The organism is Pseudoduganella sp. RAF19 (genome assembly GCF_052114165.1).
GTDB lineage: Bacteria > Pseudomonadota > Gammaproteobacteria > Burkholderiales > Burkholderiaceae_D > Rugamonas.
The window spans coordinates 17,525-40,432 of the sequence record NZ_JBFREF010000008.1 but is presented as its reverse complement, the minus strand read 5'-3'; the positions used below and the strand labels follow the sequence as shown (position 1 = coordinate 40,432).

Below are 22,908 nucleotides of genomic sequence, written 5' to 3'. Positions count from 1 at the left end.
TCCAATATGACAATCAGGTGACCGTATCGGGACTGAAATATATTGTTATGAAACCGATTGTGTAGCTATGTATCAAGGTGTTACTTAGTGCCTGCCGACAGCATTCGTTCCACATAGCGGGCGATCAGGTCGATCTCCAGATTGACCTTGCCGCCAGCCTTCATGTGCTTCAGCGTGGTGACCTGCACGGTGTGCGGAATCAGGTTGATCGAGAACTCGCAGCCGCTCGCCGTGTCGTTCACGCGGTTGACGGTCAGCGACACGCCATTCACCACCACCGAGCCTTTGTAAGCAAGGTATTTGGCCAGCTCGCGCGGCGCTTCAATCACCAGTTCGTGCGATTCGCCGACCGGTTCAAACTTGCGCACCACGCCCAGACCGTCGACGTGGCCGGAAACCAGGTGGCCACCCAGGCGCTCGGCCAGGGTCAGCGCTTTTTCCAGGTTCACTTCCGTGGTGGTGTCCAGTCCCACGGTCTTGTTCAGGCTTTCGCGCGACACGTCGACGGTGAAGCCGGTATCGGTCTTCTCCACCACCGTCATGCAGGCACCGTTCAGGGCGATCGAATCACCCAGGCCCACGTCGGCCATTGGCAGGCCGCCTGCATCCACGTCCAGGCGCACGCCTGCATCAGCGCCGCCAGCCAGCGGGGTGACGCTTTTGATTTTGCCGACAGCGGCTACGATTCCAGTAAACATAGTGATCTTTATTGAGAGTTGAATCGGGCAAGGATACGCAAATCGTCGCCGATCTGCTTCACCTCATGGAATTTCAAACGCCTGGCGCCGCTCAGGTCTTCCAGCGCGGCCAGCGAGAACATGCCTTGCGCGTCGCCGATCAGCATGGGCGCGAGATAGACCAGCAGCTCATCGACGCAGCCTTCGCGGATCAGCGAGCCATTCAATTTGGTGCCGGCTTCCACGTGCAGTTCGTTGATCTGGCGGCGGCCCAGCTCGCGCATCAGTTCCGGCAGTTCGACCTTGCCGTGCGCGTTCGGCAGCACGATGATCTCGGCGCCTTTGTCGCGCAGGGCGGCTTCCTTTTCCGCGTCATGCGCAGCTGCGACGATCAGCGTACCGCCGCCTTCAAGAATGCGGGCGGATGGGCTGATTTCAAGTTTACTGTCGATGACGATGCGGCGCGGCTGGCGCGGCGTCTGCACTTCGCGCACATTCAGCTGCGGGTCGTCGGCCTTGACGGTGCCGATGCCGGTCAGGATGGCGCAGGTACGGGCGCGCCATGCGTGGCCGTCGGCACGCGCCGCAGGGCCGGTGATCCACTGGCTTTTGCCGTTATGCAGGGCTGTCATGCCATCCAGGCTGGCGGCAACCTTCATGCGCACCCAGGGCAAGCCTGTCTTCATGCGCTTGAAGAAGCCGATATTCATCTCGTGGGCCTCATCGGCCAGCAGGCCGGTCGCGGTCTGGATGCCGGCAGCGGCCAGCCTGGCCATGCCCTGCCCTGCCACCAGCGGATTGGGATCTTCCATCGCCGCTACCACGCGGCCCAGTCCAGCGCGCACCAGCGCCTCCGAGCATGGCGGCGTGCGGCCATGGTGGTTGCAAGGTTCCAGCGTCACATAGGCGGTCGCGCCGCGTACGTCATGGCCGCGGCGCTGGGCATCTTTCATTGCCTGGATTTCAGCGTGGTCCTGGCCTGCGGGCTGGGTTACGCCCTCGCCGATCACTTCGCCGTCGCGCACGATCACGCAGCCGATGCGCGGGTTCGGAGAGGTCGTATACAGGCCTTTCTCCGCCCATTGGAGCGCGAGTTGCATGCCTTCCAGGTCACTATTGATTCGCATATGTTCAGCAGGACGATTCGCGGTCCGGATCGCACATGCGCACCCGGCCCAGCATATTGATCTTGATAGTGCGCTTCTGCTCTCCCAGCGCCAGCGACAGGGTGCCAAAATTGGCGGCCTTGCTGTGCCCGGAACGGCAGCTGCGTCCAGCAGAATTATAAGCAATGTAGGACGGGGCCGTTTGATCGGTGAAATGGAAGCTCACCAGCGTCTCTTTGGGCAGGGCGCGGTGCGACATCAGCGGCGGTTCATCAGCGTCAAGCTGGCGGTTGGCGTTGCGGTCGATGACGATGGTCCAGCCCTGCTGCCAGTCGCCGTTTTTGGGCAGCAGGCTGACGATCTGGCCACTGGCGATGGCCTGGGCACGCGTTTCCTGAATGGCGGCCATCAGGTCGGCGGCGGCCGCGCGCAGACGGTAGCCGTCGATGCTGCGGCGCATATCCGGCATTGCTGAGCTGGCCATGATGGAGACGATGACCAGCACCATCATCACTTCCAGCAGCGAGACGCCGCGGGACCGCTGGCGGTGCGCTGGCCGGTGCTGGTCAGGGTCAGTTGTTCGCATTGCGGGTCCTTGAAGTGGTTGTCGACCAGCGCGGTGCCGGGCTTGGCGATGAGCTGGATACAGTTGGCGATGTCGTCGTTGTCGCAGGCTTTGCCTTCCAGCTCGTAGCCGCTGCCGGGCGGCGAGCGCCCCGACCACCAGCGGAATTGCTTCGCTTCGCCGGTGGCGCTGCCGGCGTTGAAGGCGATGTAGGTGTTGGCTTGCGTGAAGTAGCGTTCTTGCTGCTGCATCAGCTCTTCCATGACGCCTTGCGCTTCGGCGCGGCGCGCGGCAATCATCGCGTCAGTGAAAACCGGCATGGCGACGGCGGCCAGCAGCGCGAAGATGGCCACCGCCACCAGGGTTTCCAGCAGCGACAGGCCGCGCTCGGCGGCGTTCACGGCTTGTCCTCGCCATGCGCGGCGGCGTGCAGTTCGCGCCAGTTGGCGATTTCGCGCCAGCTTTGGCGGCCGGCGCCACCGTCGGCGATGCGGCGATAGGTTGTCTGCAGCACGACTTCGCTGTCTGGACGCGTTCCAAAGCCCATCACCGTCACGCGGTAATAGAATCCGCCGCCAGCCCGTGCCAGCCGCTCAGCAAAATAGCGCGGACGCTTGAACGGCTGCATCCCCTGCCCCGTTTCCATCCCCGCCCCCGACAGCGCGCCAAACGGCACCGAGTCACCGCCCGCCAAATCCACCACCTGCCACGCCGGCGCCGCACCAGACGGCGCAGGCTCGCCGCCAGTCGCGGCGGGCGGTGCGCTGTATGGCGCGGCGTCTCCGGGCCCGGCGCCAAGCGCGCCGACTGGGGTGGCGCGTGGCTGCGCGGCAGGTGGCGTCTCAGTCGCCGCGGGCACTACGCTGACGCGGGCGGTTTCGATGTCGCGTTCTGCATCCATGAGTCCATCCTCCGCAGCTTGAAACGCAATCAGCCGGTCGCGCTCGGCGCGCGCGGACTTTTCGCTGAGCAGCGCCATGGTGGACGCTGATGCGCCCAGCAGCAGCACTGCGACCAGCAATAGCAAGGTCACCAGCAACGCCACGCCGCGCTCGCGCCGCCGCATCATGTCAGCCTCCCTGGCGGTTGCGCACGGCATACGTCGCCGTGAACACGCGCCGTGCGCGCCGTTGCAGCGGGGTTGGCAGCGAGGCCTCGTCCACCACAGGCCCGCCCTCAAACAACGCGTAATGCATCGGGGGACCGCCGGGACGCGAGCCGAATTCTCCGTGCAGCAGCAAGGCCACGCGCACAGAAGCCACGCGCCGCCAATTTGACTTCGGCGTGCCGGCAGCCGCAGTCGCAGCGTCCATCGCGTTGATGGCGTCGGCGGTGAGGTAACGATTGGGAATGCCATCCTGCGGCTCGTCCGTGTCGAGGCCATAGAGCAGCTGGAAGCTGTCCACGCCGCGCACGATGGCGTCGGCAGCCCAGTTGCTGGCGCCTTTGTATTTGCAGCGCAGCTCTGCCTCGCCATCGGCTGCCTTGCCGACATAGAAAATGCTCCAGGCGTGCGGGCCGGCTTCTTCAAAGCCCGCACAGTTGACCATGGCGCCGTCCGCGCTGCCGGCGAAGTGAACCAGCAGCACGTCGCTGCCGTTTATCGCTGGCTGCGGCTCGTCGATTGCGGAGGTGTTTTCTTTGATGCTTGCCGCGTCGAGGCCTGCAAATGCGGCGGTATCGCTGTCGCCATATCCGGCTTGCCGCACGGCTTGGCCGATGATGGCCAGCGCAAAGCGGCCACTGTCGTCAACGCGCGAAGCCGCGCCGGTGTTCAGATAGTTCGCGTTGGCGGCGATTAGCATGGTCGAGGCGACCAGTGTCAGGAACAGGCTGAGCGCGGCAGCGATCATGGCCTCGGCGAGGCCGAAGCCACACTGGCGCTGGCGAAGCACCGTCGCACGCATCGCGCGAGGCGTTGCGCGGGTCATGGCGCGGCTCCTGGCATGGCGGCGACCGAGATCGCGACGCCCGGCGAGAACTCGCCTGCGCCATACTGATGCGGCGTGCCATCCGGATTCTTTGCGCGCCAGCCGATCTTGATAACGAGCGGCGCGCCCGCGCCACCGGAGCAATCCCAGCGCAGGCGCTTGCCCTGCCAGATCTGCGCATCGCGGCAAATGCGCGCGCGGCCATTGCCGAACTGGTGCGCAACGTCACGCCTCAGGCCATCAAGCTCCGCATCGGCCAGCTCAGCGCTGCTGCAAGCCTCATCGGCACACGCGCTGTGCGCAACAGGATGCGGCTCGGTGGCGGAATCGAAATCAAAGCCCGTGTACGCCGACACCTGCGCCGCATTGGCGCGGATGCGGTCCGCCATCGCCGCCGCCATCTGCACCGCGCGCGACAGCTGCGCCGACTCGTAACGCGTGCGCATGGCATGCAGCTGCATCGCCACGCCACCAATCATCCCCAGCGCCAGCACCAATACGGCCACCAGCACCTCGACCAGCGTAAATCCAGCGGCAGCTTTGCGCATGACGAAGCCCTCCCCTGCTGTTCAAGTTAGCCAGCAGTGGCGGGACCCGGTTGAGCCAGATCAAATCAAATGGAGTTTGCCGAAAATTTCCGGCCAGAATTTGTCAACGCGGCTTGCGTTCGACTTTTTCAATTGCGTCCTGGAATTCAGCCAGGTCTTCGAAATTCTTGTAGACGGATGCGAAGCGGATATAGGCCACTTTATCCAGGCGCTGCAGCTCCTGCATCACCAGCTCGCCGATGTAACCCGAATCGACTTCACGCTGGCCGGAGGTGAGCAGCTTTTCTTCGATCGACGCAATCGCCTTATCGACCGACTCCGCAGCCACGGGACGCTTGCGCAATGCGAGCATCAGGCTGTCACGCAGTTTGGAGTTGGCGAACTCGGTGCGGCTGCCGTTCTTTTTGACCACGTAAGGCATGGTCAGTTCGATGCGTTCCCAGGTCGTGAAGCGCTTGTCGCAATTCACGCAACGCCGCCTGCGCTTGATGGCATCCCCCTCCTCCGATACGCGCGTATCGAGGACCTGGATATCGTCATGCTGGCAGAACGGGCATTTCATGTTTAAGGGTGTCTTCGTTTAATTATTCTAATGAAAAGGCGCCAGGCCTTTCGACCCGGCGCCCTGATAGTACCAACCGGCAGCTTAGGCGTAAACCGGGAACTTATCGACCAGCACTTGCACGGCGGCCTTCACGCGCTCGATGGTAGCAGCGTCGTTCGGGTTATCCAGCACGTCGGCGATCAGGTTGCCCACTTGCTCCGCTTCCGCTTCCTTGAAGCCGCGGGTGGTCATCGCCGGCGAGCCCAGACGAATGCCCGAAGTCACGAATGGCTTCTGCGGATCGTTCGGGATGCCGTTCTTGTTGCAGGTGATGTGCGCCTGGCCCAGGATCGCTTCGGCTTCCTTGCCGGTCAGGTTCTTCGGACGCAGGTCCACCAGGAACACGTGCGACTCGGTGCCGCCGGACACGATGCGCAGGCCGCGCTTGATCAGGGTCTTGGCCAGCACGTCGGCGTTCTTCACCACTTGCTGCTGGTATTCCTTGAATGCAGGCTGCAGCGCTTCCTGGAAGGCCACGGCCTTACCAGCGATCACGTGCATTAGCGGGCCGCCCTGAATGCCAGGGAAGATCGCGGAGTTGATGGCCTTCTCGTGCTCGGCCTTCATCAGGATGATGCCGCCGCGTGGACCGCGCAGGGACTTGTGGGTGGTCGAAGTCACGAAGTCGGCGTGCGGCACTGGGTTCGGGTACAGGCCAGCGGCGATCAGGCCGGCGTAGTGGGCCATGTCGACCATGAAGTAGGCGCCAACAGCCTTGGCGACTTTAGCGAAGCGCTCGAAGTCGATCTTCTTGGAGAAGGCCGATGCGCCGGCGATGATCAGCTTAGGCTTGTGCTCTTTCGCCAGGGCTTCCATGGCGTCGTAGTCGATGTCTTCTTCAGCGGTCAGGCCGTAGGAAACCACGTTGAACCATTTGCCGGACATGTTCAGTGCCATGCCGTGGGTCAAGTGGCCGCCTTCCGCCAGCGACATGCCCATGATGGTGTCGCCCGGCTTCAGCACGGCGAAGAACACGCCCTGGTTAGCTTGCGAGCCGGAGTTCGGCTGCACGTTGGCAGCTTCCGCGCCGAACAGCTTCTTCACGCGGTCGATAGCCAGCTGCTCGACGACGTCCACGTACTCGCAGCCACCGTAGTAGCGCTTGCCTGGATAGCCTTCGGCGTATTTGTTGGTCAGCTGCGAGCCCTGGGCTTGCATCACCGCTGGGGAGGTGTAGTTTTCGGAAGCGATCAGCTCGATGTGGTCGTGCTGACGCTTGTTTTCGTTCTGAATGGCGCCGAACAGTTCCGGGTCAACATTGGCGAGGGTGTGATCTTTAGCGAACATGAAAAAACTCCAGGTTTTGTCTAAGGCAGATAGGATCGAATGCGGGCGCCGAAATGAGTCAGAGCAGCCGTCTTCGCACGACTCCATCATTGGCTGCCCAGGCGAACGGCTTTAATTGAGATCTCACGTTCCCCGGTGGTTACCCACCTCTCGCCGGCCATTGCCGGCTTTTCGCCAGTTACGTGAGACAGTAAATGGAGCCAAGATTGTATTTCATGCTCAGCATCAGAGCAACGGCAATTCCGATATATCGGATACAATTTCCGGGTTGTGCAATTCTGACCTTTGTGTTGAAGGAAACCCATGATTGTCCTCGTCACCGGCGCGACAGCCGGATTTGGCGCCGCCATGGCGCGTGTTTTCGTACAAAACGGCCATAAGGTCATCGCTGCCGGCCGCCGTACCGAGCGCCTGCAAGCGCTGGCCACCGAACTGGGCGCGAATCTGATGCCGCTGACCTTGGACGTGTCCGATAAAGCCGCCATCCACGCGGCCTTCGACGGCCTGCCGGAAGGCTGGCGCGATATCGACGTGCTGATCAACAATGCCGGTCTGGCGCTGGGCATCAAAGGCGCCCACGAAGCCAGCCTGGAAGACTGGGAAACCATGATCGCCACCAACTGCACCGGCCTGGTCACCGTCACCCGCGCCCTGCTGCCGGGCATGGTGGCACGCGGCCGCGGCACCGTCATCAATCTGGGCTCGGTGGCGGGCCACTACCCTTACCCGGGCGGCAATGTGTATGGCGCCACCAAGGCTTTCGTCGAGCAGTTCACCCTGAACCTGCGCGCGGACCTGGTCGGCACCGGCGTGCGCGCGACCAACCTGGCGCCCGGCCTGTGCGGGGGCACCGAGTTCTCGAACGTACGCCTGAAGGACGATGCGGCAGCCGCCAAAGTGTACGAAGGCACCCAGCCGCTGACGGCCGAAGATATCGCTAACACCGCGTATTGGGTCGCCACCCTGCCGGCCCACATCAACATCAACCTGATCGAGCTGATGCCGACCTGCCAAGGTTTCTCCCCTTTCAATATAAAACGGGCTACAATGGCAGGTTAATAAGGGAAAAACGTAAGAGAATGTTACATAACCCGCATTTACGCCTTGCGATCCGTAAATTGGCGTAAAATGTTGCTCAATCACATTTAGTAGTCAAAACAAACACATGTCGTCAGAGTTCAACTGGGAGGTCCGTGTCTATTACGAAGACACAGATGCCGGCGGAATTGTCTATTATGCAAATTACCTGAAGTTCTTCGAACGGGCGCGCACCGAATGGCTGCGTGCTATCGGCGTTGGACAACAGGTCTTGCTTGCTGAGCACGACGCAATGTTTGTGGTCAAGAGCGTGAGTGCCGACTATCATGCGCCGGCAAAGTTGGACGATGTACTAAAATTAACGCTAAGAATCGAAAAGCTGGGCCGCGCCTCGATCCAATTTGTGCAGGAAGCATGGTGCGGCGACTGCCTGCTGAACACGGCCCATGTAAAGGTTGGATGCGTGGACTCCGCATTGCGTCCGCGCGCCGTACCGGACGCCGTAGCCGCCCGCATGCGCACATAACCAGATTAGTAAAATAATGAACGTCACCGAAGATCTCTCCTTCATCGCCCTTATCGCCCACGCGCACCTGATCGTGCAATTGATCATGGCGCTGCTGCTTGGCATTTCCCTCGTCAGCTGGACCTACATCTTCAAGAAGATGTTCGACGTGCGCGCCGCGCGCAAGCAGACCATCGAATTCGAAAAGACTTTCTGGGCCGGCGGCAACCTGCACGCCCTGCACCAGAGCGCGGGCAGCAACCGCGCCAACAGCGGCGCCCTGGCCCGCATTTTCGAAGCCGGCATGGGTGAATTCATCAAGGGCAAACAGGCTTACGCCACCAGCCGTGAAGTGCTGGACATCGGCGCCATCCTGGACGGCGCCCGCCGCGCCATGCGCGCTGCCTTCCAGCGCGAGATGGATGCATTGGAAGCCCACCTGGCCTTCCTGGCTTCGGTCGGTTCCGTATCCCCTTACATCGGCCTGCTCGGTACCGTGTGGGGCATCATGAATGCATTCCGCGGCCTGGCCAATGTGCAGCAGGCGACCCTGTCGGCTGTGGCGCCCGGCATTGCCGAAGCGCTGATCGCAACCGCCATCGGCCTGTTCGCGGCGATTCCTGCGGTGGTGGCGTACAACCGCTTCTCGCACGACATCGACCGCCTGGCAATCCGCTTCGAGAGCTTCGTCGAAGAATTCTCGAACATCCTGCAGCGCCAGTCGCGATAAGGCGGAAACCTGGCCATGGCTACTTCCTTCTCCAGCAGCATGCGCGGCACCAAGCGCCGCAAGTTCAAGTCGGAGATCAACGTCGTCCCGTATATCGACGTGATGCTCTGCCTGCTGATCATTTTCATGGTGATCCCGAGCTCGAACAATCCGAGCACGATCGACCTGCCGCATGCCGAGAAGTCGGTGCGCCCGCCCGACAGCTATATCCAGGTGACGGTGAAGCCGAATGGCGCGCTGTCCATCGGCCTGGCCGGCAAGAATTCGGAAGCGCCGGAGACGGAGCCTAACCGCGACGCACTGGTGCGCAAGCTGAAACAGATCCATGAGGCCAATCCCGACTATCCGGTGCTGATCGCCGGCGACAAGGAAAGCAAGTACGACGATGTGATCCAGCTGATTTCGGAAGCGAAAAAGATGGGCATCAATCGCGTTGGGCTGGCAACGAAGTAAGGCATGACGAAATGAGTAGTGCAGCGAGCGTAGGTTCCCCATACCGCGTGCCCAAGCGGCACGACGGCACGCGCTCGTTCGTGCTGGCCGTGGTGATGCACGTGCTGCTGTTCGTGTTCCTGTGGGGCGGCATTCGCTGGCAAAGCTCGCAGCCGGTCGGCGTGGAAGCGGAAGTGTGGGATATGACGACCCAGCAGGCCGCGCCAAAGCCGCCGCCAGAGCCGGAGCCCGAGCCGCAACCGACGCCGAAAGTGGAAGAGCCGCCTCCGCCCCCACCTCCTCCACCGCAGGAAGTGGCGCAGCCGAAGCCGCAGGAACCGGACATCGCGCTGGAGCGCAAGAAGGAAAAGGAACGCCAGGAGAAGCTGGCGGAAGAGAAGCGCAAGGAACAGGAAAAGCTGGCGAAGCTCGAAAAGCAGCGCGAGCTGGAAGAACAGAAGAAGCTCGAAGAGAAGAAACTCGCCGAGCAGAAGAAGAAAGACGATGAAAAGGCCAAGAAGCTGGCCGAGAAGAAGGAAGCCGACAAGCTGGCCAAGGCGCGCGATGCCGAGATGAAGCGCATCCTGGGCAACGCCGCCAGCACGTCGACCGGCACGGCGGCCAAGTCGACTGCACCGCGTATCGATAGCGGCTATGCGGCGGCGATCAAGGCCAAGGTGACCAGCAATGTCGTGTACACGGGCGGCAAGCAGGATGGTGAAGGCGTGTTCCACGTCCGCCAGTTGCCGACCGGTGAAGTGATTTCGGTACGAAAAGTTAAGAGCAGCGGTGTGCCAGCATATGACACTGCGGTGGAAAATGCGATTCAGAAGTCTTCTCCCCTGCCTAAAAAGAAGGACGGCACGGTGGAGCCCGAGCTTGATATCGTATTCAACCTGAAGGATTTGCCCTGATGAATAAAATTAAGTACCTGTTCGTAGTGGCTGGGGCGGCGCTGAGCGTATCCGCCCAGGCCCAGCTGCGCGTCGAAATTACCGGCGTTGGCAGCAACCAGATCCCGGTCGCGGTGGCGACCTTTGTCAACGAAGGCCAGGCGCCGGCGCAGATCTCCGAGATCATCAAGGCCGACCTGCAGCGCAGCGGCGTCTTCAAGATCATCGACGCCGGCACCGTCACCGATATGAACAATATCGACTACGGCGCATGGAAGTCGCGCGGCGCGGACGCCGTGGTGATCGGCACCGTGGCGCCAGCGGGCAACGGCTCGTTCGACGTGCGCTACAAGCTGATGTCCACCATTCAGTCGACCAAAGTGTCGCAGCTGGATCAGCAGGCCCCGCCGCAATACGGCCGCCTGGCAGCGCACCGCATTTCCGACGACATCTACGAGAAGCTGACCGGCATCAAGGGCGCCTTCTCCACCCGTATCGCTTACGTGACCCAGCAAGGCCGCAGCTACCGCCTGGAAGTGGCGGATGCCGACGGCGAAGGCGTGCAGTTGGCCCTGAGCTCCAACGAGCCGATCATCTCCCCATCCTGGTCGCCGGACGGCACCAAGGTCGCCTACGTCTCCTTCGAGCAGAAGAAGCCGGTGGTCTATGTGCAAAATCTGATGACCCGTCAGCGTACCGTGATCGCCAACGAAAAGGGCAGCAACTCCGCGCCAGCCTGGTCGCCTGATGGCAGCAAGGTCGCCGTGGCCCTGTCCAAGACCGGCAACACCCAGATCTACCTGGCGAATGCCGACGGTTCCGGCCTGCGCCGCATCTCCAACAGCAACGGCATCGACACCGAGCCGCAGTTCTCGGCCGACGGCCAGTACATCTACTTCACCAGCGACCGCAGCGGTGGTCCGCAGATCTACCGCATGAGCGTGAACGGCGGCGACGCCCAGCGCGTGACCTTTGGCGGTCCATACAACATCAGCCCGCGCATCTCCTCCGATGGCAAGACGCTGGCTTACATTTCCCGGCGCGATGGCAATTTCCAGCTCTATGTTCTTGATCTGGAAAGCCGCCAAGAGCAACGTCTGTCCGACACCACCAGCGACGAGTCGCCGAGCTTCGCCCCGAACGGCAAGTACATCCTGTACGCCACCGAATCGGGTCGCCGCAAATCGCTGGCTGTCGTGTCGGTAGACGGCCGAGTAAAGCAGCGCTTGACCATTCAAGCGGGCAATATCAAGGAGCCCACCTGGGGTCCTTTCATGAAGTGAAGAAGTAACCTTATCAACGACCAGGAGAAGCAAAATGCAAAACGTAAAAAGTGTAGCCTTCCTCATCGCCAGTGCGGCCCTGCTGTCCGCTTGCTCGACCCCAGTTAAAGTGGCTGAGCCAGCACCAGTAGTTGAGTCCAAGCCAGCTACCCCACCAGCAGCTGACACCCGCGCAGTGGCTCCAGTAGAAACCAAGTCGATCGACCCACTGGACGATCCAAAAGGCGTGCTGGCTAACCGTTCCGTGTACTTCGATTTCGACAGCTACGTTGTTCGTGAAGATGGCAAGCCAGTGGTGCAGAACCACTCCGCTTACCTGGCCAAGAACCAGCGCCAGATCCTGATCCAAGGTAACACCGACGAACGCGGCGGCGCTGAATACAACCTGGCTCTGGGCCAGAAGCGTGCTGAAGCCGTGCGCAAGTCGATGGCTGCCCTGGGCGTGCCAGAGTCCCGCATGGAAGCCGTGTCCCTGGGCAAAGAGAAGCCAAAGGCTGAAGGCCACAACGAAGAAGCATGGGCACAGAACCGCCGTGCTGACATCGTGTACAAGTAATCATTCTTGTAATACACGCACACGGGGCGGCGCGCAGTTTATACTGCGCCCTGCCCCGTTTTTTTATTTGAGCATTGAAAGCGCCTGACCATGATCAAATTCACCAAGACAGCCCTCGTGCTGGCCGCCTTCACTACCCTGCCCCTGACCGCCTCCGCCGGCCTGTTTGACGACGATGAAGCGCGCCGCGCCATCCTCGACATGCGCACCAAGGTGGCCAAGCTGGAAGGCGACCTGAAGAACCTGATCGACACCAAGACTGACAAGAGCGCTACCCTGGACATCATCGCCCAGCAGGAACGCATGGCGGAGGACATCTCGCGCCTGCGCGGCCAGGTGGAACTGCTGCAGAATTCGATCGACGTCGCCGCCAAGCGCGAAAAAGACTTCTACGCCGACCTCGACGCCCGCCTGCGCAAGCTGGAACCGCGCGAAGTGACCATCGACGGCAAGACCGCTGAAGTGGATCTGTCCGAGCAGAAGGCTTATGACACCGGCATGCAGCAATTCAAGGAAGGCGACTACAAAGGCGCCGCCGTGTCGCTGGACGCCTTCGTGAAGCGCTATCCAGTCTCCAGCTACGCCCCAAGCGCCCAATACTTCCTGGGCAGCTCCTACTACGCCCAAGGCGATTGCAAGGCCGCCATTCTGGCGCAGCAGTCCCTGGTGAAGAATTATCCTGACAGCCCCAAGGCCGCCGACGCCATGCTGAACATCGCCAGCTGCCAAACCCAGCTGAAGGCCGTCAACAACGCCAAGAAGACGCTGCAAGAGCTGATCAAGAACTATCCAGACTCCCAAGCCGCCGCCGCCGCCAAGCAGCAGCTGAAAGGCAAGTGATCGCCTCAGGGGCCGGCCCTCTGGGTCCGGCCCTGAAGTCAGGGTTTAAATGCCGCAAGGCATTTGACAAGACCCGATGAGCAGCCTATAATCCTGCTTCTTCTTTCGACGGGTCGTTAGCTCAGCTGGTAGAGCAGCGGACTTTTAATCCGTTGGTCGCAGGTTCGAATCCCGCACGGCCTACCATTCGAAAGATGAACGTTTTACCTTGGGTCGTTAGCTCAGCTGGTAGAGCAGCGGACTTTTAATCCGTTGGTCGCAGGTTCGAATCCCGCACGGCCTACCAAGATTCATCAAAAAAGCCACCTTCGGGTGGCTTTTTTGTTATGTCAGCTACGGCCAAGGCGGCCCCAGACTTCAGGCGGCAAATCGAACGTCGCGCGAAGCCACTCCATGTTGTTGTGCACGAGTCCCACAAACTCGCGCTGGAGCAGCAGCGCATAAGCCTTGCCGGCGACATCGTCCAGCAATTGTTCGGTGCGTACCTGGCCCCCAACTCCACCGCCTTGAATATGGCTCCAATAAGCAGCCAGCGCATCACATAGCTGCCTGCCGGCGACGCCCAGTGCACCCGCCTGCTCGCGAAAAAGCTCGTAGCGAAGGGCGTCGTATTGCGTGTGGCTGCTCATCCGCTTATTTCGCTTTCGGCTTGACCGGCGGCTTCCTGCTGGCGCCCTGCGCGGCTTCAAAGATGATTTTGGCGTCCTTGTGGGCCTGGTCGATGTTGCGCAGAGCCTTGTCATCGTCGTGTTTGACGAAGAACTCCTTGTCTTGGGCTGCGATCACCATCTTGATGGCCGCGGCTTCGGTCACGCCGTATTTCTCGAAGATCAATGTGGTGACTTCGTCCAGATACTCTTCGTAGGTCATGCAAAACTTCCTTAATTTAACGGAAGTGACATCCTACGCCAAAGTAAGAGACTGCATCCCAATAACAGCATCAAAAACATCGGCGGCTCGGGCACGGGTGCGGGCGCGATGTTGAATTGGGTCTGACTGGTCCACAGCAGATCCTCGGACGACCCACCGCCCTCGCCTACGTAGCCATAAACGTGTATCCGGTCGCCGGACATGGTGCTACCGGTGCTGTAGGCCATATCATCCCTGTATGACCAGTCGGACGCAAAACTGAGCTGCCCGGTATGCAGGTTAAAGCTAAAGCTCGACAATTCGCATTGCATGAGCGGACAGCCATACGGTTTGACGTACTCGATCTGCTGCCACGAGAAGCGCGTCAGCTCCTGCCGTTCCAGCAGACCATTGCCATTGCTGTCTGTACCCGCGAACAGCCCGCTCTCGATCCAATTCGGTTCGAACCGGCTGCTTGGCGTGTAGAAAAACCCTCTGTAGCTGAAGTCCCACAGCGCCTGCGCTGAGGCCGACGCTGCCAATGTCCCGAGAACAAGAATGCACATCAATTTCTTTAGCATGCCGGACTCCTTTCGGCGAAGAAGAAATCCAGCCTACCAGAGCACCCCCGTCCGCACGATTGCCGACGTGGCGAAAATGATGCGCCATTAAGCCGCGCGCCCGGCCGCCGTGACCAGAACCACCTTGCCAACGTGCCCGCCAGATTCCAGCAATGCATGGGCGCCACGCGCATCTTCGAGATCGAAAGTCCTGAAGATCAGAGGCTTCACGGCGCCGCGGCTAATGTGCGGACCGACAGCATGTGTGAGATCCGCGATGAGCGCCGCCTTTTCTTCATGCGTGCGCGAGCGCAGTGTCGAACCAATGTGAGTCAGGCGCTTCGCCAGCATCGGGAACAGGTCCAGTGACGGCGCCGCGCCTTTGATCACGCCGATCTGCACGATGCGCCCGTTCATTGCGGCCGCTGCGTAGTTCCGTGCAACGTAGTCGCCCGCGACGATATCAACAATCACATCGACGCCTCGCCCGCCGGTGGCATGCATGACTGCCTCAACGAAGTCCTCACAGCGATAGTCAACCGCTACATCGGCGCCCAGCGCGACGCTTGCCGCCTGCTGGGCCGGGGAGCCAACAGTGGTGATGATCTTCGATGCACCAAAGGCCCTGGCCAGCATGGTCGCCGTGGTGCCGATGCCGGACGCGCCGCCATGAATCAGCACACTCTCGCCAGCCGCGAGCCGGCCGCGCTGGAACATGTTCAGCCACACAGTCAGGAAAGTCTCGGGCATCGCCGCCGCTTCGACCATGCTCAGACCTTCCGGAATTGCAAACACATTGCTTGCGTGAGCGACCGCATACTCTGCGTAACCGCCGCCCGCAATCAGTGCGGCGACACGGTCACCAGCCGCGAACTGCGTTACGCTTCCGCCCACGGCGACAACCTCGCCCGCTACTTCGAGGCCGGGAATATCCGGCGCCCCAGGCGGAGGATCGTACAGGCCCTTTCGCTGCAACAGGTCCGGGCCATTTACGCCGGCTGCATGAATGCGGATAAGCACCTCATCGGCTGCGGGCTCGGGGACGGGATGCTGCGCTGGCGTCAGCACTTCGGGGCCGCCCGGTTGTGCGATGTCGATCGCGATCATCTGAGCTGGAACGGATTGGTTTGCGTTTGACACGAAATCACCTCTTTAAAAAGCGCGTTGCTTTGGTGAGGAAAGTGTAGAAACCGCGACATTGCTTGACAAGCAGCGTATTGCCGGTCTTATGATGCAAATTTGCATCAGCTAGGAGACCACCGTGAACTGGGACGATGCGCGCATTTTCGTTGCGCTCCAGCGGGAAAGGACTTTGCGCGGCGCCGCACGTGCTCTCGATATCGACCAGGCGACTGTTGGACGCAGAATTGCATCACTGGAGCATACGCTGGGCGCCACACTATTCCTGCGCACATCCACTGGTTACGAGCTCACGCCGGTCGGCCGCATCGCCTTGCGCGCAGCCGAAGCCATGGAGCAGTCGGCGCACGATCTCGTGCGCCACACGCAAGGCGTCGACAAGCGGCTTGCCGGCGAAGTGAAACTCTCCACTACCGACGCCCTGGCGCAGGAATTCATCATGCCCGCGATCGCCCGGCTGCACGCAAAGCACCCGGACGTATCGGTCATGCTCGACACGTCAACGCAGGTGCTCAATCTGGCCAAACGTGAGGCCGACATCGCGATCCGCACTATCAAGCCGCGCAATCCGGACCTGCTGGCGCGCCAGCTAGCGCGCTGGGAGGTTGGCTTGTGTGCCTCGCCGGACTATGTGCGCAGCCGCGGCCTGCCCTTGCCGGGCGAGCGCTTTGCGGGACACGATCTGGTGGTCTATCAGCCGCATTTCATTCGCGAGAGCGAACCGGCATTCGTCGGCGAGCCACTGACAGGCGGCCGCATTGTCGCGCGGCTGAACGCCAACCTGACGCTGCGCGCGGCGATCAAAGCGGGATTGGGAATTGGCGAGCTGCCGGTGCCGATGGGCGAACGCGATGGCCTGGTGCGGATCTGGCCTGAGCGTTCAAAAGAAGTGCAATATGAGATCTGGCTGGTCACGCATCAGGACTTGCGCCACACTGCGCGCATACGCGTGACCATCGACGAAATCGTGCAAGCCTTCGCTACACGGACGACGCCTGCATAGCGCGGCGGCCCACCGTGGATTCGAACACGCGGCCCAGCGGCAGCTCGATCCAGTTGTGGAAGGCAGCGCCTGCGATCAGGCTGGCGGCCCAGGCGGTCAGCATGCCGACGCCCTGCAGTTCCGGTTCGGCAGGAACGAAATGGGTGAAGGCCGCGTTCACCAGCAGGCAAACCGGGAAGTGAATCAAAAACACGCCGTAGGACGTCCGCGCCAGGCCGTTGATGGCAGACCAGGCGCGGCCATTCGAATAGGTTTTGACGCGGCCAAACAGCAGCAATGCGCCTGCAACGGCCAGCGCCAGCGCGATGCGGCTGCGGAAGTTGATGGCCAGGCCGACCAGGACCGGCAGCAGCGTCATCACCAGCAAGAGCAGCACCGCGCCCGGCTTGCGGCTTGGATCGCTCGCCCACCACGCCATCAGTCCCAGGCCATAGCTGCCGAAGAAGTACGGCGCCCAGTTGTCCCAGTCGGGGTCCAGATTGAAGTGCAGCAGCGACAGCGCGATACCGACCGCAACCCAGAACGGTACCAGCCAGCGCAGTTGACTCGTACCGGCCACCCGCCCCGCCAGCCAAAGCATCAGCACCACCAGCGCATACAGCTGGAAGTCGATGGCGACGTACCAGGCGCCGGCGGACACGGACGGGTAACCCAGCACGCCATGCAGCAGCAGCGCGTGTGCGCTCAGTTGGCCGACGGTTGCGGGCTCCGAAATAGAGTGATGATCCATCCACTGGCTCGCCAGGACCGATGCGGCGGCGGCGGCCAGCGTGGCAACGATGAACGGCGGCGCCAGCTTGGCATAGCGCTTCCAGATCGCGCGCAGCGGGTAGTCGTGGCCGGGCTGGCCTTGCGGCGAAAGCGATTTGGCAGCCAGGAAGCCGCCGATAACGAGGAAGACCTGAACGGCAATACGCGCGTGCGAAGACAGCCAGTCGATCACGTCCGGCAGCAGCTGGCGCACGTGATCGGACATTGGACCGTAAAAAGCCAGGTGGTGCAGCACGATCAATTGCGCAGCGCCCGCCTTGAGCAAATTAATCAAGCCGAATTGCGGCTGAACCTTCTCCTCCGCTCCCGATAACAGCATCTTGCCTTTCTTTGCAATACGAACAACATTGCCTCAACGCACAAGCATTCGTATTACTAGTTACTATTTGAAAGGGCGTCATCATAGCCGAGGATCACGGATGAGTGGCGCGCGGATGGTGAAACTTCGGCAAATAGCAGAGAAATTGTTAAGTATCACGCAACAAATTTACCAACTCCCGCTCAGCGGCCGGGCACCAGGCGTTCGAGCAGCGAGCGTGTGAGGCCGTCTTCGGCGGCTTTGACGGCGTCGCGCATGGTTTCGGTTCTTTTTTCTTCCATGGCCTCCGGCGCGGCGCTCGACAGTTCAACGCGGGAGAACGAAAGGATCAGCGTGTCCTTCGCCACATTGGTCCAGTTGATCAAGCTGCCCGACGAATCGGACGGTCCTTTGAAGTGGACCAGGTTCCAATCAGGTCCGCCCGACGCGCCTTTGGTGATGGTGAAGTCCACCGTGATCACAAAATTATTCTGAACCTTGGGATCGCCATCGCGGCGGAACAGGAAGTTCTCGTTTGATCCGAGCACGATGGCCTCGGTCAGTCCCAGATCGCCGCCGATGCCGCGGCCCGCAACCGCCTTGCAAGCCTCGCTGACCGCATCGGCGCGCTCGCGGTTCAGGAAAATCGAAAAATTCTTGGTGAGGTTCTTGTGATTGGCGCGGGAGTACTGTCCGCTGGCGCCCAGCGAACGTTCGGTTGCGGCCGACAGCGGGTTGATGTAAGTCAGGCTTGGCGACACGCCTGACGTCGACGTCACTTCGGCCGAAAGGCTGATGCTGGCCGCATATGAATTCGCACCAAACGCCCCTGCCCTGGCCGAACTGGCGATCTCGCATTCGATGTGAGCAATGAGGTCGTCGAAACTGAGTAAACCATTTACCGCGCTTGGCTGCGCCGAGAATTCGGGAATGGAGGTACAGCCTGCAAGCAGGGACAGCACAGAACAGGAGATCAGGAAGCGCATCGCGAATATGGGGCGGATATGAGGCGAATAAGGACGCTCTATATTAAGCGCATCAATGCTTCATGCTGAAACCTGCAAGCGTAACTTTTTTACAACAAGCAACATCTCGGGCACACAAATTCGTGAGACAGTTATTGCTTCGCACACAGGAGCCCATATGCCCGACCACTGCCGCCACGAGGCGCTCGATCACGCTCATGCCCTGCACGCCAGCTTCTACCGCGAGCCGCGCTGGCTGGACGTGGAGCAGCGCGGCGTGTTCGGAGAGAGCTGGCAACTGGCCGCGCATCAGGGCGACCTGGGCGAACCTGGCGATCACGTGGCGTGTGAAATAGCGGGCAAGCCCGTGCTGATCGTGCGTCAGCCAGACAAAACGCTGAAAGCCTTCTACAACGTGTGCCGCCACCGTGCCGGTCCGTTGGCCGTCTGCAATGGCAAAGGCGCGCGTGCGCTGCACTGCAAATATCACGGCTGGACATATGAACTGGACGGCCGTCTGCGCGCAGCCACCGAAATGCAGGACGCCAAAGACTTCGATATCAGCGGCATTCACCTGCCGCAAATCCGGGTGCGCGAATGGCAAGGCCTGGTCTTCGTCACGCTAAGCGACGATACGCCGGCGTTTGACGATGTGTTCAAGGATATCAGCGCGCGCATCGCGCCCATCGACCTGAGCGCCATGCAGTTCGCCAAACGCGACACCTACCGCATCGCCTGCAACTGGAAGATCTACGTCGACAACTTCCTGGAAGGCTATCACCTGCCCTTCGTCCATCCAGGCCTGTCGAAAGTGCTGGACTACCGCGTGTACGACACGGAATTGCACGACTGGTACTCGCTCCAGCATTCTCCGCTGCGCAATAACGACGGCATCTACGGCGACGGCGACGCGTTCTACTACTTCGTCTATCCGAACATCATGCTCAACATCACGCCGGGACGCCTGCAGACCAACCGCGTGCTGCCGGATGGGCGCGATCACTGCATCGTCGAATTCGATTACTACTACACGCAGGAACCGGACGTGCTGCAGCGCGTGCAGGCCGAGCAGGAATTCAGCCACGCCATCCAGGAAGAAGACATCTTCATCTGCGAGCACGTGCAGAAAGGCCTGAGTTCCGGCTCGTATGAAGCGGGCCGCCTGAATCCTCGCCGAGAAAGCGGCGTATGGCATTTCCAGAACCTGCTGCGCGCCGCCTACATCCGCCATGCTTAAACAGGACAAGCCCCTCGGCTTCTGGATGAGCACTGCGCTCATCGTCGGCAATGTCATCGGCATGGGCATCTTCCTGCTGCCGGTTTCGCTGGCGCCTTACGGCATCAACGCCTTCGCGGGATGGGCAGCTACGGTCACGGGCTGTTTGTTTGTCGCCTACACCTTTGCCCAGCTGGCGCGCAGCCTGCCCGAAGAAGACGGTCCATACGGCTACACCCGCCGCGCCTTCGGCAATGGCGTCGCCTTTTTCGTCATGTGGAGCTACTGGGTGTCGATCTGGATCACCAATGCCGCGCTGGCGATTGGCCTAGTTGGCTATCTCGTTGCGCTGGTGCCGCCGCTGGCGCACGTGCCCTCCTCCATTCTGGCACTGGCCATGGTGTGGTTCTTCGTGCTGATCAATCTGCGCGGCGCGAAAACGTCGGGACGCGTGCAACTGATCTCGGTCGGCCTGAAGCTGCTGCCCATGATTGCCGTGGTCGTGCTGCGTTTGGTGGCCGTAATGAGCGCACAGCCGATTGCAGGACATCTGGCGCCGGCCCCACTCACGCTGGACGCGACCGCAGCGGCGGGCACGATTGCGCTGTTCACCGTGCTTGGTGTGGAATGCGCCACTATCCCGGCCGGGAAAATCGACCGTCCCGAAGTGACCATTCCACGCGCGACCATTGCCGGCACGGCCATCATCGCCGTGGTGTATGTGTGCGTGTCCGCCGCGCCCTTGCTGCTGTTGCCGCACACCGAACTGGCGAGGTCGGAAGCGCCGTTCGCCGCGCTGTTCGACCGCTACTGGGGCCAGGGCTGGGGGCAGTGGCTGTCCGCCTTCATTGTCATCAGCGGCCTGGGATGCCTGAACGGCTGGACCCTGGTCGCGGGCGAAGTCACCGCCTCGCTGGCGGCCAACGGCACATTCCCTGATGCGCTGCAGCTACAGAACCGGCGCGGCGCTCCGGCGCGCGCACTGGTATTGGTGGGCGTGCTGGCCAGCGTCATGGTTGGCATGAGCTACAGCCGCTCGCTGGCCGATGCCTTCACCTTCCTCACCGTGATGGTCACCGCCGCCAGCCTGCCTCTGTATCTGTTCGGCGGACTGGCCTTGTTCAAGCTGTGGCGGCGCGGTGTAGTGCGGCATGCAGCTGCGGGAGTTGTCGCCGGCGCTGCCGGGCTTTCGTGTTCTCGGTCTGGGGCTTTTACGGCGTGGGCCAGGAATCCTTCCTGTGGGCGATTGCGCTGGGTGCGCTCAGCCTGCCGCTGTTCTGGTATGCCCGCTACCGCGCCAAATCGCGTCTGGTCACGACATGAACAACGACTTCCTCGATGGCCTGCGTGCATTGAGCGAGGCCGCCTTCCCCAAGCGCTGCAAGAACTGCGGCAAAATTTACGACACCGCTGACGATTTTCTGCGGCAAACGCTTGCGACCCGCCCCGATCACAGTGGCCTGAAACAAAGCCACGATGACGATGAAATCGCCATCGTGGAGGTGTACCGCAATTGTATGTGCGGCTCCACCCTGATGGACTTCTTCTCCGACCGGCGCGACGTGTCCGACGCCGGCGAGCACCGGCGCAAGCTGTTCGGCGACCTGCAACGCCAGCTCGAACAGAAAGGCATGACCGCCGGCGAAGCACGTGCACATATACTCAACCTCCTGCGTGGCGCTGCCGGCGCAGGGCCAAACTAGAAAAAGGAAGAAGAACAATGCGAATCCTGGCAACCATGCTGCTTACTCTGGTATCGCTGACCGCGCACGCAGACGGACAAACGCCGCGCAAGATCGGTATCATGGCTTTATCCGGCAACAGCATGTCGACTTATAACTTCGTCACGCAGACCGGTACGCGCGTGGCGCAGCTGGCGCGCAACCTGGTCCCGCTGAAAAACACCGCATTTGACGAGGTGACCGTGCAGGCCGCCAACAAGGCGGTACTGAAGGCGGAACCGGCCACGCCTACCGCCATGATCCTGACGCTGGATGCAGAGTTGTATCAGGCGCAAAACGCCATGTTCGACAGTCCGGAAGCCAACAAGGCCAATCTCGACTACCTGCAAGGCTTGCTCAAGCAGCGCAATGTAACGCACCTGATCCTCGTCACCAAACTGAATGCGGACGCTGAAGTGAAGTTCAGCCGCAGCCACGAAAGCACGGGGCGCTTTGAAGGCCTGGGCTTCTACCTCGACAACGGTGTCGAGATTACCGAAGACGCCACGGGCCAGTTCGGCCGCGGCATCATCATGCCCTTTGCTTACGTGAAGCTGCGACTTATTGATGCCTCCACCATGAAGGTAGTGAAAGAGGTTTATCAGAAGCAGAGCTGCACCATCGGCAATATGAAAGGCGAGAACGGGCTGTATGCCTGGAACGCCATCACGTCCGATGAAAAAGTGCGCAATATGGAGAGCCTGCTGAACGCCGCGATGGAGAAAGGCGTGCCGCAGCTGCTGGCGAATTAAAGCCAGCGTGTACAATCGCGGCTTCGATTCATTCGCAAGCCCTCATGCCTCAGACCATCGCCGCGCCGGTTCATCATGAACTGGTGATCAAGAAAAGCCGTTTCATTGCCTGCGTCCAGCCCATGGCCGACCGCGCGGGCGCGCAGGCGGTGGTGGCTGAACTCAAAGCGCAGCATCCTGGCGCGGCCCACGTTTGCTGGGCCTTGCTGGCAGGCGGACAATCCGCCGCTGTCGATGACGGCGAGCCAAGCGGCACTGCAGGCCGTCCCATGCTGGATGTGCTGCGCCATCAGGATCTGGAAGGCGTGCTCGCCACCGTGGTGCGCTACTTCGGAGGCGTGAAGCTGGGTGCGGGCGGCCTGGTGCGCGCCTACACGGACAGCGTGGCGCAGGCCCTGCTCGCTGCGGAGAAAATCGCCATCATCAAGCAGCGCACGCTGTGCTGCATTCTTCCCTACGCGCTGGAAGGCACCGTACGCCGCGAGATTGAAGCAGCAGGCGGCGTGCTGGGCGAAGTGCAGCATGGCGACGATGTGGCGATTGAGTTCATCATTGCGGACAGTGCGGCGAGCGCGCTCACGGCGCAGCTGAACGAAGCCTGCCACGGCCGTCTCAGCTGGCGCAGCGAAGACTAGCTG

29 protein-coding genes, 2 tRNA genes and 1 riboswitch are annotated in these 22,908 nt (G+C 61.3%); of the genes, 16 read left to right on the top strand and 15 right to left on the bottom strand.

What is annotated here, in order from left to right; all coding sequences use genetic code 11:
• Positions 1–80: 80 nt before the first annotated feature.
• The 9 genes from AB4Z19_RS21045 to glyA all read right to left on the bottom strand — a co-directional run bounded on the left by AB4Z19_RS21045 (position 81) and on the right by glyA (position 6,718).
• On the bottom strand, positions 81–698 hold the full coding sequence (locus AB4Z19_RS21045) for a riboflavin synthase (protein ID WP_442025223.1): 618 nt from the start codon (positions 696–698) through the stop codon (positions 81–83).
• Positions 699–706: 8 nt separating this feature from the next.
• Entirely contained in the window at positions 707–1,777 is a 1,071-nt protein-coding gene (gene ribD, locus AB4Z19_RS21040) for a bifunctional diaminohydroxyphosphoribosylaminopyrimidine deaminase/5-amino-6-(5-phosphoribosylamino)uracil reductase RibD (RefSeq protein WP_442025225.1), read from the bottom strand.
• Between the two features lie 31 nt (positions 1,778–1,808).
• On the bottom strand, positions 1,809–2,369 hold the full coding sequence (locus tag AB4Z19_RS21035; protein ID WP_442025227.1) for a GspH/FimT family pseudopilin: 561 nt from the start codon (positions 2,367–2,369) through the stop codon (positions 1,809–1,811).
• Entirely contained in the window at positions 2,294–2,749 is a 456-nt protein-coding gene (locus AB4Z19_RS21030) for a type IV pilin protein (protein ID WP_442035915.1), read from the bottom strand. Before AB4Z19_RS21030 ends, AB4Z19_RS21035 begins: the two co-directional genes overlap by 76 nt.
• On the bottom strand, positions 2,746–3,417 hold the full coding sequence (locus AB4Z19_RS21025) for a pilus assembly PilX family protein (RefSeq protein WP_442035914.1): 672 nt from the start codon (positions 3,415–3,417) through the stop codon (positions 2,746–2,748). Before AB4Z19_RS21025 ends, AB4Z19_RS21030 begins: the two co-directional genes overlap by 4 nt.
• A 1-nt stretch (position 3,418) precedes the next feature.
• On the bottom strand, positions 3,419–4,279 hold the full coding sequence (locus AB4Z19_RS21020) for a PilW family protein (protein WP_442025233.1): 861 nt from the start codon (positions 4,277–4,279) through the stop codon (positions 3,419–3,421).
• Positions 4,276–4,827: a type IV pilus modification protein PilV gene (pilV, locus tag AB4Z19_RS21015; protein WP_442025235.1), complete on the bottom strand. Its 552-nt coding sequence runs from the start codon at positions 4,825–4,827 to the stop codon at positions 4,276–4,278. Before pilV ends, AB4Z19_RS21020 begins: the two co-directional genes overlap by 4 nt.
• A gap of 103 nt (positions 4,828–4,930) precedes the next feature.
• A complete protein-coding gene (nrdR, locus tag AB4Z19_RS21010) occupies positions 4,931–5,389 on the bottom strand; it encodes a transcriptional regulator NrdR (protein WP_442035913.1) in 459 nt (152 codons plus the stop codon).
• Positions 5,390–5,473: 84 nt separating this feature from the next.
• The gene (glyA, locus tag AB4Z19_RS21005) at positions 5,474–6,718 is read right to left on the bottom strand and encodes a serine hydroxymethyltransferase (protein WP_442029943.1); all 1,245 of its coding nucleotides are present in this window, start codon (positions 6,716–6,718) and stop codon (positions 5,474–5,476) included.
• An 88-nt stretch (positions 6,719–6,806) separates the two neighbouring features.
• A riboswitch (ZMP/ZTP riboswitch) is annotated at positions 6,807–6,910 on the bottom strand.
• Positions 6,911–7,021: 111 nt separating this feature from the next.
• Here glyA and AB4Z19_RS21000 point away from each other — a divergent pair.
• The 10 genes from AB4Z19_RS21000 to AB4Z19_RS20955 all read left to right on the top strand — a co-directional run bounded on the left by AB4Z19_RS21000 (position 7,022) and on the right by AB4Z19_RS20955 (position 13,281).
• The gene (locus tag AB4Z19_RS21000; protein WP_442025163.1) at positions 7,022–7,777 is read left to right on the top strand and encodes an SDR family oxidoreductase; all 756 of its coding nucleotides are present in this window, start codon (positions 7,022–7,024) and stop codon (positions 7,775–7,777) included.
• Between the two features lie 106 nt (positions 7,778–7,883).
• A complete protein-coding gene (gene ybgC, locus AB4Z19_RS20995; RefSeq protein ID WP_442025161.1) occupies positions 7,884–8,282 on the top strand; it encodes a tol-pal system-associated acyl-CoA thioesterase in 399 nt (132 codons plus the stop codon).
• 16 nt (positions 8,283–8,298) lie between these two features.
• Positions 8,299–8,991, top strand: coding sequence for a protein TolQ (gene tolQ, locus AB4Z19_RS20990; protein ID WP_442025159.1), 693 nt, complete (start codon positions 8,299–8,301; stop codon positions 8,989–8,991).
• 15 nt (positions 8,992–9,006) lie between these two features.
• Complete coding sequence (locus tag AB4Z19_RS20985) at positions 9,007–9,444, top strand: ExbD/TolR family protein (protein ID WP_442025157.1); 438 nt, start codon at positions 9,007–9,009, stop codon at positions 9,442–9,444.
• An 11-nt stretch (positions 9,445–9,455) separates the two neighbouring features.
• Positions 9,456–10,337 carry a cell envelope integrity protein TolA gene (gene tolA, locus AB4Z19_RS20980; RefSeq protein WP_442025155.1) on the top strand — a complete coding sequence of 294 codons (882 nt, stop codon included), beginning with the start codon at positions 9,456–9,458 and terminating at the stop codon, positions 10,335–10,337.
• Positions 10,337–11,599 carry a Tol-Pal system beta propeller repeat protein TolB gene (tolB, locus tag AB4Z19_RS20975; protein WP_442025153.1) on the top strand — a complete coding sequence of 421 codons (1,263 nt, stop codon included), beginning with the start codon at positions 10,337–10,339 and terminating at the stop codon, positions 11,597–11,599. The genes tolA and tolB overlap by 1 nt, the downstream gene beginning before the upstream one ends.
• 34 nt (positions 11,600–11,633) lie before the next feature.
• Positions 11,634–12,155, top strand: coding sequence for a peptidoglycan-associated lipoprotein Pal (gene pal / locus AB4Z19_RS20970; RefSeq protein WP_442025151.1), 522 nt, complete (start codon positions 11,634–11,636; stop codon positions 12,153–12,155).
• Positions 12,156–12,245: 90 nt separating this feature from the next.
• Positions 12,246–12,995, top strand: coding sequence for a tol-pal system protein YbgF (gene ybgF / locus AB4Z19_RS20965; protein WP_442025149.1), 750 nt, complete (start codon positions 12,246–12,248; stop codon positions 12,993–12,995).
• A 110-nt stretch (positions 12,996–13,105) separates the two neighbouring features.
• Positions 13,106–13,181, top strand: a tRNA-Lys gene (locus AB4Z19_RS20960).
• Between the two features lie 24 nt (positions 13,182–13,205).
• Positions 13,206–13,281, top strand: a tRNA-Lys gene (locus AB4Z19_RS20955).
• A 43-nt stretch (positions 13,282–13,324) separates the two neighbouring features.
• On the opposite strand, the gene AB4Z19_RS20950 is transcribed toward AB4Z19_RS20955, so the two are convergent.
• From AB4Z19_RS20950 to AB4Z19_RS20935, 4 genes are all read right to left on the bottom strand, one after another.
• Positions 13,325–13,624 carry a hypothetical protein gene (locus tag AB4Z19_RS20950; protein WP_442025147.1) on the bottom strand — a complete coding sequence of 100 codons (300 nt, stop codon included), beginning with the start codon at positions 13,622–13,624 and terminating at the stop codon, positions 13,325–13,327.
• Between the two features lie 4 nt (positions 13,625–13,628).
• A complete protein-coding gene (locus tag AB4Z19_RS20945) occupies positions 13,629–13,865 on the bottom strand; it encodes a hypothetical protein (protein ID WP_442025145.1) in 237 nt (78 codons plus the stop codon).
• Between the two features lie 11 nt (positions 13,866–13,876).
• Positions 13,877–14,425, bottom strand: coding sequence for a hypothetical protein (locus tag AB4Z19_RS20940; protein ID WP_442035912.1), 549 nt, complete (start codon positions 14,423–14,425; stop codon positions 13,877–13,879).
• Between the two features lie 87 nt (positions 14,426–14,512).
• Positions 14,513–15,511 (bottom strand): NAD(P)H-quinone oxidoreductase, encoded by a 999-nt coding sequence (locus tag AB4Z19_RS20935; protein WP_442036049.1) that lies wholly within the window; start codon positions 15,509–15,511, stop codon positions 14,513–14,515.
• A 154-nt stretch (positions 15,512–15,665) separates the two neighbouring features.
• Between AB4Z19_RS20935 and AB4Z19_RS20930 the strand changes: the two genes are divergently transcribed.
• The gene (locus AB4Z19_RS20930) at positions 15,666–16,547 is read left to right on the top strand and encodes a LysR family transcriptional regulator (RefSeq protein WP_442025141.1); all 882 of its coding nucleotides are present in this window, start codon (positions 15,666–15,668) and stop codon (positions 16,545–16,547) included.
• Here the strand turns inward: AB4Z19_RS20930 and AB4Z19_RS20925 are convergent.
• Both AB4Z19_RS20925 and AB4Z19_RS20920 read right to left on the bottom strand, forming a co-directional pair.
• Positions 16,525–17,637 (bottom strand): acyltransferase family protein, encoded by a 1,113-nt coding sequence (locus AB4Z19_RS20925; protein ID WP_442035911.1) that lies wholly within the window; start codon positions 17,635–17,637, stop codon positions 16,525–16,527. The genes AB4Z19_RS20930 and AB4Z19_RS20925 overlap by 23 nt on opposite strands.
• Before the next feature lie 182 nt (positions 17,638–17,819).
• Complete coding sequence (locus AB4Z19_RS20920; protein ID WP_442035910.1) at positions 17,820–18,602, bottom strand: hypothetical protein; 783 nt, start codon at positions 18,600–18,602, stop codon at positions 17,820–17,822.
• Between the two features lie 157 nt (positions 18,603–18,759).
• On the opposite strand from AB4Z19_RS20920, the gene AB4Z19_RS20915 reads away from it, so the two are divergent.
• Genes AB4Z19_RS20915 through AB4Z19_RS20895 form a run of 5 tightly spaced genes read left to right on the top strand, consistent with a single transcriptional unit; the run spans position 18,760 to position 22,905 of the window.
• Positions 18,760–19,818 (top strand): aromatic ring-hydroxylating oxygenase subunit alpha, encoded by a 1,059-nt coding sequence (locus tag AB4Z19_RS20915; protein WP_442028622.1) that lies wholly within the window; start codon positions 18,760–18,762, stop codon positions 19,816–19,818.
• A gap of 25 nt (positions 19,819–19,843) precedes the next feature.
• Positions 19,844–21,211 carry an APC family permease gene (locus AB4Z19_RS20910; protein WP_442035909.1) on the top strand — a complete coding sequence of 456 codons (1,368 nt, stop codon included), beginning with the start codon at positions 19,844–19,846 and terminating at the stop codon, positions 21,209–21,211.
• A complete protein-coding gene (locus tag AB4Z19_RS20905) occupies positions 21,117–21,500 on the top strand; it encodes a hypothetical protein (protein ID WP_442028625.1) in 384 nt (127 codons plus the stop codon). Before AB4Z19_RS20910 ends, AB4Z19_RS20905 begins: the two co-directional genes overlap by 95 nt.
• A gap of 17 nt (positions 21,501–21,517) precedes the next feature.
• Positions 21,518–22,270 carry a hypothetical protein gene (locus tag AB4Z19_RS20900; RefSeq protein WP_442035908.1) on the top strand — a complete coding sequence of 251 codons (753 nt, stop codon included), beginning with the start codon at positions 21,518–21,520 and terminating at the stop codon, positions 22,268–22,270.
• Positions 22,271–22,314: 44 nt separating this feature from the next.
• Positions 22,315–22,905: an IMPACT family protein gene (locus tag AB4Z19_RS20895; RefSeq protein WP_442024078.1), complete on the top strand. Its 591-nt coding sequence runs from the start codon at positions 22,315–22,317 to the stop codon at positions 22,903–22,905.
• The last annotated feature ends 3 nt before the right edge of the window (positions 22,906–22,908 follow it).

Coding starts and splice junctions, on each gene's coding strand:
- AB4Z19_RS21045 (WP_442025223.1), bottom strand. CDS start 698: ATGTTTACTGGAATCGTAGCCGCTGTCGGCAAAATCAAAAGCGTCACC.
- ribD (WP_442025225.1), bottom strand. CDS start 1,777: ATGCAACTCGCGCTCCAATGGGCGGAGAAAGGCCTGTATACGACCTCT.
- AB4Z19_RS21035 (WP_442025227.1), bottom strand. CDS start 2,369: ATGCGAACAACTGACCCTGACCAGCACCGGCCAGCGCACCGCCAGCGG.
- AB4Z19_RS21025 (WP_442035914.1), bottom strand. CDS start 3,417: ATGATGCGGCGGCGCGAGCGCGGCGTGGCGTTGCTGGTGACCTTGCTA.
- AB4Z19_RS21020 (WP_442025233.1), bottom strand. CDS start 4,279: ATGACCCGCGCAACGCCTCGCGCGATGCGTGCGACGGTGCTTCGCCAG.
- pilV (WP_442025235.1), bottom strand. CDS start 4,827: ATGCGCAAAGCTGCCGCTGGATTTACGCTGGTCGAGGTGCTGGTGGCC.
- nrdR (WP_442035913.1), bottom strand. CDS start 5,389: ATGAAATGCCCGTTCTGCCAGCATGACGATATCCAGGTCCTCGATACG.
- glyA (WP_442029943.1), bottom strand. CDS start 6,718: ATGTTCGCTAAAGATCACACCCTCGCCAATGTTGACCCGGAACTGTTC.
- AB4Z19_RS21000 (WP_442025163.1), top strand. CDS start 7,022: ATGATTGTCCTCGTCACCGGCGCGACAGCCGGATTTGGCGCCGCCATG.
- ybgC (WP_442025161.1), top strand. CDS start 7,884: ATGTCGTCAGAGTTCAACTGGGAGGTCCGTGTCTATTACGAAGACACA.
- tolQ (WP_442025159.1), top strand. CDS start 8,299: ATGAACGTCACCGAAGATCTCTCCTTCATCGCCCTTATCGCCCACGCG.
- AB4Z19_RS20985 (WP_442025157.1), top strand. CDS start 9,007: ATGGCTACTTCCTTCTCCAGCAGCATGCGCGGCACCAAGCGCCGCAAG.
- tolA (WP_442025155.1), top strand. CDS start 9,456: ATGAGTAGTGCAGCGAGCGTAGGTTCCCCATACCGCGTGCCCAAGCGG.
- tolB (WP_442025153.1), top strand. CDS start 10,337: ATGAATAAAATTAAGTACCTGTTCGTAGTGGCTGGGGCGGCGCTGAGC.
- pal (WP_442025151.1), top strand. CDS start 11,634: ATGCAAAACGTAAAAAGTGTAGCCTTCCTCATCGCCAGTGCGGCCCTG.
- ybgF (WP_442025149.1), top strand. CDS start 12,246: ATGATCAAATTCACCAAGACAGCCCTCGTGCTGGCCGCCTTCACTACC.
- AB4Z19_RS20950 (WP_442025147.1), bottom strand. CDS start 13,624: ATGAGCAGCCACACGCAATACGACGCCCTTCGCTACGAGCTTTTTCGC.
- AB4Z19_RS20945 (WP_442025145.1), bottom strand. CDS start 13,865: ATGACCTACGAAGAGTATCTGGACGAAGTCACCACATTGATCTTCGAG.
- AB4Z19_RS20940 (WP_442035912.1), bottom strand. CDS start 14,425: ATGCTAAAGAAATTGATGTGCATTCTTGTTCTCGGGACATTGGCAGCG.
- AB4Z19_RS20935 (WP_442036049.1), bottom strand. CDS start 15,511: ATGATCGCGATCGACATCGCACAACCGGGCGGCCCCGAAGTGCTGACG.
- AB4Z19_RS20925 (WP_442035911.1), bottom strand. CDS start 17,637: ATGCTGTTATCGGGAGCGGAGGAGAAGGTTCAGCCGCAATTCGGCTTG.
- AB4Z19_RS20920 (WP_442035910.1), bottom strand. CDS start 18,602: ATGCGCTTCCTGATCTCCTGTTCTGTGCTGTCCCTGCTTGCAGGCTGT.
- AB4Z19_RS20915 (WP_442028622.1), top strand. CDS start 18,760: ATGCCCGACCACTGCCGCCACGAGGCGCTCGATCACGCTCATGCCCTG.
- AB4Z19_RS20910 (WP_442035909.1), top strand. CDS start 19,844: ATGAGCACTGCGCTCATCGTCGGCAATGTCATCGGCATGGGCATCTTC.
- AB4Z19_RS20905 (WP_442028625.1), top strand. CDS start 21,117: ATGAACAACGACTTCCTCGATGGCCTGCGTGCATTGAGCGAGGCCGCC.
- AB4Z19_RS20900 (WP_442035908.1), top strand. CDS start 21,518: ATGCGAATCCTGGCAACCATGCTGCTTACTCTGGTATCGCTGACCGCG.
- AB4Z19_RS20895 (WP_442024078.1), top strand. CDS start 22,315: ATGCCTCAGACCATCGCCGCGCCGGTTCATCATGAACTGGTGATCAAG.